The sequence below is a fragment of the Tissierella sp. MB52-C2 genome (assembly GCF_030931715.1).
In the GTDB taxonomy this organism is placed as follows: Bacteria; Bacillota; Clostridia; order Tissierellales; family Tissierellaceae; genus Tissierella.
The window spans coordinates 372,664-385,571 of the sequence record NZ_CP133261.1 but is presented as its reverse complement, the minus strand read 5'-3'; the positions used below and the strand labels follow the sequence as shown (position 1 = coordinate 385,571).

Below are 12,908 nucleotides of genomic sequence, written 5' to 3'. Positions count from 1 at the left end.
TTCAGTATCTCCCACTACATTACCTCCTTAGTTTGCTATATGCTTATCTAGTAATATTCATTATCTTATATTCTATTTTTCCGTCTGGTACTGATACTTCTACTGTATCTCCTGATTTATATCCCAAAAGTGCTGACCCCACAGGTGATTCATTTGATATCTTACCATTGTATGGATCTGCCTCTGCAGAACCTACTATAATAAACTCCATGTCTTCGTCATATTCTAAATCTTTTACTAAAACTTTAGACCCTATTCCCACAACATCAGTTGTAATATCATCTTCATCTATTATTCTTGCATTTCTTAACATAGTTTCTAGTTTTGCAATTCTTTCTTCTAACTGTGCCTGTTCATTTTTTGCTTGATCATACTCTGAGTTTTCGCTTATATCACCAAAGCTTAAAGCTTGCTTTATTTTTTCAGCTACTTCTTTTCTTCTAACACTTTTTAATTCATCTAATTCATCCTCTAATCTCTTTAATCCCTCTTCTGTTAAAAAAACATCTTTTTCTGGCATTTACATCTCTCTCCTTTGACTAAGATATATTAGTAGTTTTAAGCTCTATAATTGATATTATCTCTATATATAAGGTCTGAAATTAATAAAACAAAAGCATAATTCCTTATTGTATGCAAGATATTATAATCAAGTGAGTCTATAATGTCAAGTCTTAGAATCTACCTTTTACTTTTATAAATGAATTAACATAATCTTTTATTGAATAATAGTTATTTCCTGCTACTAAATAGTTTATACTCTTATTCTCACTTCCTAGTAAAGCTTCAAATAAACTCGAAGGAATTTTACTATCTATCCATTCAGGCTTTTTTATACCTAATTCTTTAAGGTCAAAACCATAGTCCTCTATAAAATGTACCCTATTTTTATTATCTTTAAGGTTTGTCTTGCTAAAGTTAAAGACTATAGCATTCCTTTTAGCATTTGAAATATCAAATTCTAATTCCCCTGTAAAATTAATTATTATGCTATACTGATTTAAAATCTTATGAATATTTGCAGGATAAAATAGAGATAACCCTGTTTCCTCTAATATATATTCATAAATTTCATCATTGTATTCTTCACAGCCTATGGCAGCTATAAATCTAAAGTCCTTCGCAACTTCCTTTATTATTCTTTTTGTCATTTCCTTTTCATCACAAATAACTAGAATTTCTTTATCTCCAACATCTTCCTTAAGAATACTATAAATCTTCCTAATGACTGTTAAAATATTAGATAACTTAGTATGTTCTCCATTAAAGATTTTCATCTCTGTAAACTCTTGTATATAATCTAATGTTGATGAACTTAAATTCTCATAGCCTTCAATAAATAACGTATTACTGTTTTCGTCTTTAAGTTTTGCTAATGCTTTTAAGTATTCATCTAAATCCTCTTTATTGTTAAGATCCATAGGCTTCAAATTTATTCCTACTATTTTACCAATCACATTATTTTCTTTTATAGTACTTTCTATGGCTTTAGGTTTAATTTCAGGTAAAATAAAATCAGGGATATACTTTAAAAATCCTTTTTTATAAAACTCTAAATATCTTTCATTACTTAATATATATATAAATCCTATAGTATCCCTCCTATATAATTTTTACTTTATTATATGAGGAGAGTTTGTTATTATTACAAATCTATGGATTCAGAATAATATATTCATATAAAACCTTTTCTATTTCCTCTTTGCTGACCATAGTGTATATCAAATTTTTTATTTCATTAGAGTTTCTCAACCCCCTTAGATACCAAGCAGCGTGCTTTCGTATTTCTCTTACTGCGACTCTTTCACCTTTTATAGAGCAAAGAAGCTCCAGATGTCTAATACACATCTTTACTATTTCTTCATTTGAAGGGGCCCTCTCTTCCTTCCCTTCCATTATATCTTTTATTCTTCCAAATATCCAAGGATTTCCTTGAGCACCTCTACCTATGGCAACCCCATCACAGTTGGTCAATTTAAACATTTCTACTGCATCTTGTGGGTTAAATATGTCTCCATTACCTATTACAGGAATACTAACGTTTTCTTTAACCTTTTTTATAAATTCCCAGTCTGCCTTTCCCGAATAAAACATTTCCCTAGTTCTAGCATGAACTGTAAGTGCTGCCACTCCTTCTTCATCTGCTATTTTGGCTATATCTGTTCCATTTATACTGTTTTCATCCCAGCCCATTCTTATCTTTAATGTAACAGGTTTTTTAGATACATTTATTACTTCTTTTAATATTTGTCTTACTAATTTAGGTTCCCTCATTAAAGAACTGCCATCTCCATTTTTAACTATTTTAGGAGCTGGACAACCCATATTTATATCTATAATATCTATATCTTCCCTTGGATTCAAATATTCTACCACTACATTTGACATGATTTCAGGGTCTGATCCAAAGATTTGTACAGCTATTGGTCTTTCTTTAGGATTTACTTGGAGCAAAGTTTTTGTACCCGGATCTTTATAATACATTCCTTTACTGCTTACCATTTCTGATACTACTAATCCAGCACCCATTTCCTTACATAATATTCTAAAAGCCAAGTCTGTAACTCCTGCCATTGGAGCTAGGAATATATTATTTTCTAATTCTATGTTTCCTATTTTCATATATTCACCTCAATACACATTACAAAAGTAAGTAGCTAGATAGCTACTTACCTGTTTCGTTCAAATATTATTCTAAGTCCCTCAAGGGTCAACAATTTATCTATTTTATTTATATATTTACTCTCTGAGGCAATTAGATTTGAAAATCCACCAGTTGCTACTACATTTACTTTTCCTTCATCTTCTTCCATTTCTTCTATCATCTTTGATATTATATAGTCTACCATTCCTATATATCCATATACCAAACCAGATTGAATACTATTTACTGTATTCTTTGCTATTATTTTTTCTGGCCTTGCAATCTCTACCTTAGGAAGTTTAGATGTTCTCATAAATAATGCCTCTGATGATATCTTAATTCCTGGAGTAATAGCACCACCTAAATAATCTCCATTTTGGGCTACAGCACAAAATGTAATGGCAGTACCAAAATCTACTATTATTAGAGGTCCGCCATATTTTTCATAGGCCGCTACAGCATTTACTATTCTATCTGCCCCTACCTCTTTTGGATTATCATATTTTATATTTATTCCAGTTTTAACTCCTGGACCGACTACAATAGGGTCTATGCCAAAGTATTTTATACTCATAGCAGGTAAAGTATGCATAAGTGGTGGCACTACAGATGAAATAATAACATCATTTACTTCTTTTGGATCTAATCCATGATATCTAAAAATCTGTTCAAATAAAAGCCCATATTCGTCAGACGTTCTATCCTTCTCTGTTGCTATTCTCCAATCATATAATAACTTTTTCTCTTTATATACTCCAAATACTACATTAGTATTTCCAACATCTATAACTAATAGCAATGATTTTCACCTTCCATTCTTATCTTCTGCTCTTTAAAGCTCCAACTACTGAAGTCACTATTATAATTCCTATAATAGTCTCTGGTATGCCATTAGTCATCCCTATTCCAAAGATGACCTTTCTTGCTGTATTTATATCGCCACCTAGGGCTTCTACAAATCTTTCAGCATAAAATACATATATCAGAGTTAGAACCCCTACTGTATTAGTCAATGTACCTATGGTAGTTGATATAATAATATCTAATGCTTTATCCTTCAGTTTAGTTATAGTAAAATAAACTATCATTAAAGTTAAAATTATTAGCCCTATATTTATTAAAACTAACCATATGCTGCCTTGACTTTTAATATTTATATATATCCCATAGGACAAATAGGATATAATTCCTATCCAGATTAGGTATAATGCTATCCTTATCTTTTCTTTTCCCACTTTCTTCAATATATCATATATATAAAAAGATACTATACCTATTAATACCCTTGGTAATACAGATACTAAAGGATTTAAAAACACAAAGGATACTGGTGTCGGATTTGTTATGGCCTGAAAAATGCTAAACAATCCAAATATCAATCCAACAAAACCTCCCACTAAAGGTCCTTCCATTAAGGCTCCTATAATTACAGGAATGTGCATTATAGTTGCCCTAGTAGGTCCCACAGGAATAAACCCTAATGGAGTCATGCCAAGGACTGCTGATATGGCTCCTAATACTCCTATGATCGTCATTTTCCTTACAGTAAATCTCTTTTCTTTCATCATTAAAATCCCTCCGCTCTAGTTCCTATTATTTTGGATACCAGTCGATTTAATATTCAATTTAACTTTTATCCAGTCCAATTCAATTTTGATATTGGCTATTTAATACAATTATTATAATTGTATTTTCATATTAATTCAATAAAAATTAATTATTAGTTAAAAATATTTTTATAGGCTTTTAATCCACCAGAATTTTCTGCAAACATTATGGCATTGGTTATGGCCTTACTCATTGCTTCTGCTGCTAAAGTTCCTAAAAGATTTATATCCGCCCTTATTTCATTTGTTGCCATGGTAAATATTGTATCTCCATCTAACATAGTGTGGATTGGATTAATAGATCTTGCAAAGCCGTTATGAGCCATTTCTGCTATTTTATTGCCCTCCGCCTTAGTCAAAGTTCCATTGGTAGCTATTACTCCTATGGTAGTATTGCCTATATTAAATCCTAAATCTTTATTTGTACTCTTCATTATCTCTATTGTGTTAAGGAGCTTTTCATTTTTATAATCATAGACGCCTGCTATTTGCTTATTAATGGTAAAATCATATATATCACCAAAGCTATTTACAGAGACTAAGGCTGACACTATTAATTTTCCTGATTTTACAGTGGCAGAACCTAATCCCGATTTCATGGAATTTTCCGTCCCCAATATTTTTCCTATGGTGGCACCCATACCGCATCCTATATTACCTTGTAGTTTATCATATGTATTCGCATTTTTTGCTGCCATATAGCCCATCTGAAAGTCAGGTCTTATTCTATAGTCTCCAATATTTAAATCAAATATTACTGCAGAGGCTACTATGGGAACTCTAGTCACTCCCACATCAAAGCCAATATCATTTTCTTCTAAATATTTCATAACACCTGATGCTGCATCTAGTCCAAAGGCAGATCCACCTGACAAAACTAACCCATGAACTTTATCTACCATTTTTTCAGCCTTAAATAAATCTGTCTCCCGGGTTCCAGGAGCTGATCCTCTTACATCTACACCACCAGTAGCTCCTTTTTCACAAATGATTACAGTACAACCTGTCATGCCTTCTTCTGATTGACTATGCCCTACTTTGATACCCTCTACATCGGTTATATAACCTTCATACATAAAATCACCCCTTTAAAGATTCACAATTTTAAGATTAAAAATATAAATAATAAATAGGATTACAATAGAGAAAGTCTCTATTGTAATCCTGTTTTATAATTATCAATTGATTTTTAGCCTCCAAAGAGATTCAGCAATAACCCCGCTGCTATGGCTGAACCTATTACTCCTGCCACGTTTGGTCCCATAGCATGCATTAATAGGAAATTTCTTGGATTAGCTTCTTGACCTACTTTTTGTGATACTCTAGCTGCCATCGGCACTGCTGATACTCCAGCAGAACCTATAAGTGGATTGATTTTTCCACCTGATATCTTATACATTATCTTACCAAATACTACACCAGTTGCTGTTCCTATGGAGAATGCTATAAGTCCTAGAGCTATTATACTTAGAGTCCTTACTGTAAGGAAAGTTTCTGCATTTGCTGTAGCTCCTACAGTAGTACCTAAGAATATAGTAACTATATTTACCATTTCATTTTGTGCCGTCTTAGATAATCTATCTACCACTAAAGATTCTCTAAATAAATTTCCTAACATTAGCATACCTACTAAAGATGCTGCTGATGGTAATAATAAAGAAACTAATAATGTAACCATAATAGGGAAAATTACTTTTTCCTTTTTTGATACAGTTCTAAGTTGACCCATTACTACTTCTCTCTCAGTCTTAGTTGTTAAGGCCTTCATAATTGGCGGCTGAATAATCGGTACTAAAGCCATATATGAATAAGCTGCAACCGCTATAGGCCCTAATAAGTGGGGTGCTAATTTAGATGTTAAGAATAAAGCCGTTGGTCCATCTGCTCCACCTATAATTCCGATACTAGCTGCTTCTGGTCCTGTAAATCCTAATAAAGTTGCCCCTATAAATGTGGCAAAAATACCAAACTGTGCTGCTGCACCAAGTAATATACTCTTTGGATTTGCTATTAAAGGTCCAAAGTCTGTCATAGCCCCTACTCCAAGGAATATAAGTGGTGGATATATACCTAACTTAACACCTTGGTATAAATAATATAAAAGTCCTCCATTTTCTATGGTAGTGGAGACTAGTTCTCCAGTTATAGGATCTGGAGCAATTTGTACAACTGGTGGTGCCATTAGCCCCGCTTCTGGTAAATTTGCCAATAACATACCAAAGGCAATTGGGATAAGTAATAAGGGCTCAAACCCTTTAGCAATTGCTAAATATAACAGTATACAGGATACCAGAAGCATCAATGCCTGACCCCAGGTTATGGCTGCAATTCCTGTACTCTGGAAAAATTCCAGCAATATCTGTCCTAAGTTCATGAAATTTACCTTCCTTTCTTAATGGAATTAGTCTAATACTACTAATTTATCTCCTGTGTTTACAGTGGCCCCTTGTGTAGTATTTATACTAGCAACTACCCCATCTCTTGGAGCTAAAATTTCATTTTCCATTTTCATTGCTTCAAGTATTAGTAATATATCTCCTGCTTTAACTGTATCTCCTTCTTTAACTTCTATTTTCCAAATATTTCCTGGCATTGGTGCCTCTACAACCTCTTGTCCTGCTGATACCACAACTTCTTTCTTTTCTTCCTTTGGAGCAACCTTAGGAGCTGGTGCTGTTTTTGGAGCTGATGATGCTGATGGTGCTGATGATGCCACTGGTCTTTGTGATGTGTTACTTACTCCTACTTCTTCAACTTCAACTTCATAAGAATTACCGTTAACATTTATCATAAACTTTCTCATGACTTCTCCCCCTTAATATTTTTTATAGTTTTCCGTATATTTGCTCCTGTCTACTAGCTGTAGACCAAGCTAAATTTCTTTGTGGTACTCTTTTTATACTTTTTATATTTACTTCTGGTATACTAACTCCTAAACTTGCTGCTACAGCCGCTGCTATAACTGCAACTAATTCTTCATCATCTACAGTGTCTTTTTCTACTTCGCTTATATTTTCCTTTGCTACAGTTTTTTCAACCTTATCCGATGCAACTGCTTCTTTAGCAACTCCGTCTTTATCCGCTTTACCTCCAATGGTCTTTAGAACAGATATTAACATTGCAAGTAGAATTAGTCCTACAAATACTACCACCATACTAAATATTGTAATTACTATGCTATCTCCAAAATTAATATATTCACCCAATTATTTCACCTCTTCTATACTGGTATATTACCATGTTTTTTAGCAGGTCTATTTTCTCTCTTTGATTCTAACATATCAAAGGCAGAAATAAGTCTTGGTCTTGTAACGCTTGGAACTATTACATCATCTACAAATCCTCTTTGAGCAGCTATATATGGATTAGCTACAGTATCTCTATATTCAGCTATTTTTTCTTGTCTAGTTGCTATTGGATCATCTGAGTTTTCAATATCCTTTTTAAATATGATATTTGCCGCCCCTTCTGGTCCCATAACTGCTATCTCTGCATTTGGCCATGCAAATACTTGATCTGCTCCTAAGTCCTTAGAGCACATTGCAAGATAAGCTCCACCATAAGCCTTTCTAACTATTAGTGTAACCTTTGGTACAGTTGCCTCACTATAAGCATAAAGCATCTTTGCACCATGTCTTATTATCCCACCATATTCTTGAGCTGTTCCTGGTAAAAACCCTGGAACATCTACTAAATTAAGTAATGGAATATTGAAGGCATCGCAGGTTCTTATAAATCTTCCTGCTTTATCCGATGCATTAATATCTAGACATCCTGCCAATACATTTGGTTGATTAGCAACTACTCCTATGGTCTTTCCATTTAATCTTATATATCCAGTTATTATATTTTGAGCAAAGTTTTCTTGAACTTCAAAGAAATATCCTCCGTCTGCTATGAGCTTTATAACTTCTTTCATATTATAAGGCTTATTAGGATTAACCGGAACTAATTCATTTAATCTTTCTTCTACCCTATTGATTTCATCTTCCATTGCATACATCGGTGCTTCTTCTAAGTTATTTGAAGGTAAAAATGATATTAACTCTTTTATTCTTTCTATACACTCTGCTTCTGTTTTATCCATGAAGTGAGCTACTCCAGATACTTTATTATGTGTGCTTGCACCACCTAGTTCTTCTTGAGTTACTTCTTCTCCAGTAACAGATTTAATTACTTGTGGTCCTGTTATAAACATCATACTAGTTTTATCTACCATAAATATAAAGTCTGTTAATGCTGGAGAATAAACTGCTCCACCTGCTGAAGGTCCCATTATAACTGATATTTGTGGTATAACTCCTGATGCAATTGTATTTCTATAAAATATCTTTCCATATCCTGATAGTGCATCTACACCTTCTTGAATTCTTGCTCCACCAGAGTCATTGAATCCTACAATTGGTGCACCCATTTTTAATGCCATATCTTGAATTTTACAAATCTTAGCAGCGTGCATCTCTCCTAGTGATCCACCTACTACTGTAAAATCTTGGGCATAAGTAAATACAAGTCTTCCCTCTACTGTACCATATCCAGTTACTACACCATCAGAAGGTGCTTCTACCTTTTCCATACCAAAGTTTGTACATCTATGCTCCACAAACTTATCAACCTCAACAAAGCTATCTTCATCGAATAATAGGTTGATTCTTTCCCTAGCAGTAAGCTTCCCTGACTTATGATGCTTTTCAATTCTTTGCTCCCCACCACCAAGCTCTATTTTCTTAGTAGTTTCTAGGAGCCTTTCAATTTTCTCCTTCATATTTACCCTCCTTTTTTAAAATGACTAATCTCTTTGACAAAGTTCTATAAGAACTCCAAAAGTTGACTTTGGATGTAAGAACGCAATTTTAGCACCACCAGCACCATATCTTGGTTTTTCATCTATCATTCTAATACCCTTTGCCTTTAATTCTTCTATTGATTTTTCTATATCATCTACTTTATAGGCAATATGCTGAATTCCTTCACCTTTTTTCTCAATAAACTTAGCTATAGGACCGTCTTCTTCTGTTGATTCCAGTAGTTCTACTTCAGTATCCCCTATAGGTAAAAAAGCAACCTTTACCTTTTGCTCCTCTACTACTTCCTTATCTACACATTTCATACCTAATATATCTTCATAAAATTTAAGAGTTTCATCTAGATTTTTCACAGCAATACCTATATGATCAACTTTACCAACCATTTGATTACCACCTTTCCTTAGTGAATAATGAATGATGAATAGTTTTTAGTTAGTAACTATTCACTTTTAGTTATTAACTGAGTTATTTCCTCTTTAGCAGTATAAGGGTCTGTTTCTTTTGATGTAATCTTCTTTGCCAAATTTTCTAATAGGTCTTCTTTTACTGCCTTATCTAATATTAGCTTCATCAAATCTTCTTCTACCATCTTTAATAGTTCTAGCTTATTATTTCTCGTTCTTATTTCTTTTAGCTTGTCTGCTTTCTCTAAGTAATCTCTATGTTCTAAAATCTTTTCCAGTAAAATATCTATATCTTTATTTTGCCCAGCTGATACCTTAACTACTGGCGGCCTGTAGTCATTATGTTCATTTAAGTCTAAGTTCATTTCTATTTCAACCTTAGTCTTATCTGCACCATCAAGATCAGATTTATTTATGGCAAACACATCTGCTATCTCCATTATTCCTGCCTTTATGGCTTGAATATCATCACCTAGATTAGGTACCATAACCATAAGTACTGTATCTGCTGTTTTTACTATATCTACTTCTGACTGACCTACGCCTACTGTCTCTATGAAAATATAGTCGCATCCAAAAATATCTAATACTTTTACTGCACCCCAGGTGGAGTTCGACATACCACCTAAGGAGCCTCTAGTACCCATGCTCCTTATGAATACATCTTTGTCTAGGGAAAGATCATTCATCCTAATTCTATCTCCCAGAATGGCACCACCACTAAAGGGGCTAGTAGGGTCTATGGCTATTATGCCTACTTTCTTATTATGTTTTCTAAGTTCTTTAGTCAGTTTATCTGTTAAAGTAGACTTTCCTGAACCTGGTGGTCCAGTTATACCGATGACATAAGCATTACCTGTATGATTGTATAATTTCTTCAATATATCTATTGCTTCCTTATCATTATTTTCTAACATAGTAATAAGTCTAGCACAGGCTCTCTTATCTCCCTTTAAAAGTCTTTCTTGAATATCCAAATAAAGCACCACCTATTTACCTTTTAAGGTTATTTGTGATAAATTCTACTACATCCTTTGTTGGAGTTCCAGGAGTAAATACTGCTTCTATACCTGATTCTATTAGGAAAGGAATATCATCCTCTGGAATGACTCCACCACCTACTATTAGAACATCGTCTACTCCTTGTTCCTTTAAAAGATTAACAACCTTTGGAAATAAATGATTATGAGCTCCTGATAATATGCTCATACCTATTGCATCTACGTCTTCTTGAATTGCAGCAGCTACTATTTGTTCTGGAGTTTGTCTAAGTCCAGTATATATAACTTCCATACCTGCATCCCTTAAAGCCCTTGCTATTACCTTCGCACCTCTATCATGTCCATCAAGCCCAGGTTTTGCAACTAAAACTCTAATTGGTTTATCCATGTATATTCCTCCCATTTTTTAGTGAATAGTTAATAACTAATATAAGCAGAGTACCAAAATTGTGGTTTTCAATTTTGTGTACATCGCTTAGTTTGTTCATCCAGTGAATAGTTAAAAAGATTAAAAGATCTAAAAGCTTGACTCAAAACTATTAACTTTCCACTATTCACTTTTCACTATATTTACAGTATTACTGATTGCTGATATTCTCCAAATACTTCTCTTAATACATTACATATCTCACCTAAAGTTGCATATGTTTTTACTGCATCTAGAATAAATGGCATTAAGTTTTCTTCAGTTTGTGCCTTTTCCTTTAACATATTTAGAGTCTTCTCTACTTCTTCATTATTTCTTTCAGCTCTTAGAGTTTTTAATTTTTCTTTTTGGTTTATTTCTACTGTTTTATCTACCTTTAATAATTCTTTTTTATCTGTTTCTTCAATTTTGAACTTATTTACTCCTACAACTATTCTATCTAAAGATTCTACTTCCATTTGGTATCTATAGGCAGCATTTTGGATTTCTTTTTGAATATATCCTTTTTCGATTGCCTTAGGTGCTCCACCTAATTCATCTATACTTTCTATATATCTTAAAGCCTCTTCTTCTATTTTATTAGTTAAATTTTCTATATAATATGATCCTGCTAGGGGATCTATTGTTTCTGTTACTCCTGATTCGTGAGCTACTATTTGTTGAGTTCTTAGAGCAATTCTAACAGAATCTTCAGTAGGTAATGCCAGTGCCTCATCCCTTGAATTTGTATGAAGAGATTGAGTTCCACCAAGAACTGCTGCTAATGTTTGAATTGTAACTCTTATTATATTGTTATCAGGTTGTTGAGCTGTTAAGGTAGAACCTGCTGTTTGAGTATGGAATTTAAGTTGCATTGATTTTGGATTCTTTGCATTAAATCTTTCCTTCATTATCTTAGCCCAAAGTCTTCTCGCTGCTCTATACTTAGCAACTTCTTCTAGTAAATCATTATGAGCATTGAAAAAAAATGATAATCTCGGTGCAAAATCATCTACATCAAGTCCTGCTTTAATAGCTGCTTCAACATAAGCTATACCGTCAGCCAATGTAAACGCAACTTCCTGTGATGCAGTAGAGCCCGCTTCTCTTATGTGATATCCACTAATACTTATGGTATTCCATCCTGGAACTTCCTTTGAGCAATATTCAAATATATTTGTTATTAATCTCATAGATGGTTCAGGTGGGAATATATAAGTGCCTCTTGCTATGTATTCCTTTAAAATATCATTTTGAATAGTCCCTCTCAATTTTTCTTTTGATACACCTTGTTTTTCTGCAACAGCAATATACATTGCCAATAAAACAGATGCAGGGGCATTTATAGTCATTGATGTACTTACTTTATCTAAAGGTATACCATCAAATAAAGTTTCCATATCTCTTAATGAGTCTATGGCTACTCCAACCTTACCAACTTCTCCTTCAGATAAACCATCATCTGAATCATATCCTATTTGTGTAGGTAAGTCAAAGGCAACACTAAGCCCAGTTTGTCCTTGCTCCAAAAGATATTTATATCTTCCATTTGACTCTTCTGCCGATGCAAATCCAGCATATTGTCTCATTGTCCAAAGTCTACCCCTATACATGGTAGATTGAACACCTCTAGTAAATGGATATTCTCCTGGAAGACCTAAATCTTCATTATAATTCATTTCCTCCACATTAACAGGAGTATATAGCCTATCTACTTCTATATTTGATCCTGTTGTAAACGTTTCTTTCCTTTCTGGAAATCTGGCTATAGACTTCTCTACCACTTCTTTTTCCCATTGATCAACCGAGGATTTAATTTCATCGATCTTTTTATTATCAAACATTTTCTTACCTCCTATTATGGTAACTTATGGTCTTTCTAAAAAGTTCTACCTAAGTCTATTATAGTAATAACTGGGTGTTTTTTGCAACATATATTTCAATATATTTTGAAAATGAATGGAATATTGCATTTATTAGTATAAATATGTATGAATTCTCTCAATGAAATATGTGAAATATATATCTAAAAACCTCC

General features: G+C 33.3%; 14 protein-coding genes. All 14 read right to left on the bottom strand.

What is annotated here, in order from left to right:
- Positions 1-43: 43 nt before the first annotated feature.
- Complete coding sequence (greA, locus tag RBU61_RS01860; protein WP_308877810.1) at positions 44-520, bottom strand: transcription elongation factor GreA; 477 nt, start codon at positions 518-520, stop codon at positions 44-46.
- Positions 521-674: 154 nt separating this feature from the next.
- Entirely contained in the window at positions 675-1,457 is a 783-nt protein-coding gene (locus tag RBU61_RS01855; RefSeq protein WP_308877808.1) for a hypothetical protein, read from the bottom strand.
- Between the two features lie 196 nt (positions 1,458-1,653).
- Entirely contained in the window at positions 1,654-2,622 is a 969-nt protein-coding gene (dusB, locus tag RBU61_RS01850; protein ID WP_308877807.1) for a tRNA dihydrouridine synthase DusB, read from the bottom strand.
- Positions 2,623-2,669: 47 nt separating this feature from the next.
- Positions 2,670-3,443, bottom strand: coding sequence for a type III pantothenate kinase (locus tag RBU61_RS01845; RefSeq protein ID WP_308877806.1), 774 nt, complete (start codon positions 3,441-3,443; stop codon positions 2,670-2,672).
- A 19-nt stretch (positions 3,444-3,462) separates the two neighbouring features.
- Positions 3,463-4,212 carry an ECF transporter S component gene (locus RBU61_RS01840; protein WP_308877803.1) on the bottom strand — a complete coding sequence of 250 codons (750 nt, stop codon included), beginning with the start codon at positions 4,210-4,212 and terminating at the stop codon, positions 3,463-3,465.
- Positions 4,213-4,364: 152 nt separating this feature from the next.
- The gene (locus RBU61_RS01835; protein WP_308877802.1) at positions 4,365-5,327 is read right to left on the bottom strand and encodes a P1 family peptidase; all 963 of its coding nucleotides are present in this window, start codon (positions 5,325-5,327) and stop codon (positions 4,365-4,367) included.
- Positions 5,328-5,440: 113 nt separating this feature from the next.
- Complete coding sequence (locus tag RBU61_RS01830; RefSeq protein WP_308877800.1) at positions 5,441-6,625, bottom strand: sodium ion-translocating decarboxylase subunit beta; 1,185 nt, start codon at positions 6,623-6,625, stop codon at positions 5,441-5,443.
- 27 nt (positions 6,626-6,652) lie between these two features.
- Positions 6,653-7,054 (bottom strand): DUF2118 domain-containing protein, encoded by a 402-nt coding sequence (locus RBU61_RS01825; protein ID WP_308877799.1) that lies wholly within the window; start codon positions 7,052-7,054, stop codon positions 6,653-6,655.
- A gap of 22 nt (positions 7,055-7,076) precedes the next feature.
- Positions 7,077-7,457 (bottom strand): OadG family protein, encoded by a 381-nt coding sequence (locus RBU61_RS01820; RefSeq protein WP_308877798.1) that lies wholly within the window; start codon positions 7,455-7,457, stop codon positions 7,077-7,079.
- A 14-nt stretch (positions 7,458-7,471) separates the two neighbouring features.
- On the bottom strand, positions 7,472-9,016 hold the full coding sequence (locus RBU61_RS01815) for a carboxyl transferase domain-containing protein (protein WP_308877795.1): 1,545 nt from the start codon (positions 9,014-9,016) through the stop codon (positions 7,472-7,474).
- A 24-nt stretch (positions 9,017-9,040) separates the two neighbouring features.
- Positions 9,041-9,442 carry a methylmalonyl-CoA epimerase gene (gene mce, locus RBU61_RS01810; RefSeq protein WP_308877793.1) on the bottom strand — a complete coding sequence of 134 codons (402 nt, stop codon included), beginning with the start codon at positions 9,440-9,442 and terminating at the stop codon, positions 9,041-9,043.
- Between the two features lie 56 nt (positions 9,443-9,498).
- A complete protein-coding gene (gene meaB / locus RBU61_RS01805) occupies positions 9,499-10,440 on the bottom strand; it encodes a methylmalonyl Co-A mutase-associated GTPase MeaB (RefSeq protein WP_308877790.1) in 942 nt (313 codons plus the stop codon).
- Positions 10,441-10,456: 16 nt separating this feature from the next.
- Positions 10,457-10,852: a cobalamin B12-binding domain-containing protein gene (locus RBU61_RS01800; RefSeq protein ID WP_308877789.1), complete on the bottom strand. Its 396-nt coding sequence runs from the start codon at positions 10,850-10,852 to the stop codon at positions 10,457-10,459.
- 182 nt (positions 10,853-11,034) lie between these two features.
- Positions 11,035-12,714, bottom strand: a complete 1,680-nt coding sequence (locus RBU61_RS01795; RefSeq protein ID WP_308877788.1) for a methylmalonyl-CoA mutase family protein — start codon at positions 12,712-12,714, stop codon at positions 11,035-11,037.
- Positions 12,715-12,908 lie beyond the last annotated feature (194 nt).

Excerpts from the sequence above, each read along its gene's own strand:
- RBU61_RS01815 (WP_308877795.1), bottom strand. The coding sequence starts at position 9,016 with ATGAAGGAGAAAATTGAAAGGCTCCTAGAAACTACTAAGAAAATAGAG.
- RBU61_RS01840 (WP_308877803.1), bottom strand. The coding sequence starts at position 4,212 with ATGATGAAAGAAAAGAGATTTACTGTAAGGAAAATGACGATCATAGGA.
- RBU61_RS01825 (WP_308877799.1), bottom strand. The coding sequence starts at position 7,054 with ATGAGAAAGTTTATGATAAATGTTAACGGTAATTCTTATGAAGTTGAA.
- greA (WP_308877810.1), bottom strand. The coding sequence starts at position 520 with ATGCCAGAAAAAGATGTTTTTTTAACAGAAGAGGGATTAAAGAGATTA.
- RBU61_RS01795 (WP_308877788.1), bottom strand. The coding sequence starts at position 12,714 with ATGTTTGATAATAAAAAGATCGATGAAATTAAATCCTCGGTTGATCAA.
- RBU61_RS01800 (WP_308877789.1), bottom strand. The coding sequence starts at position 10,852 with ATGGATAAACCAATTAGAGTTTTAGTTGCAAAACCTGGGCTTGATGGA.
- mce (WP_308877793.1), bottom strand. The coding sequence starts at position 9,442 with ATGGTTGGTAAAGTTGATCATATAGGTATTGCTGTGAAAAATCTAGAT.
- RBU61_RS01830 (WP_308877800.1), bottom strand. The coding sequence starts at position 6,625 with ATGAACTTAGGACAGATATTGCTGGAATTTTTCCAGAGTACAGGAATT.
- RBU61_RS01835 (WP_308877802.1), bottom strand. The coding sequence starts at position 5,327 with ATGTATGAAGGTTATATAACCGATGTAGAGGGTATCAAAGTAGGGCAT.
- dusB (WP_308877807.1), bottom strand. The coding sequence starts at position 2,622 with ATGAAAATAGGAAACATAGAATTAGAAAATAATATATTCCTAGCTCCA.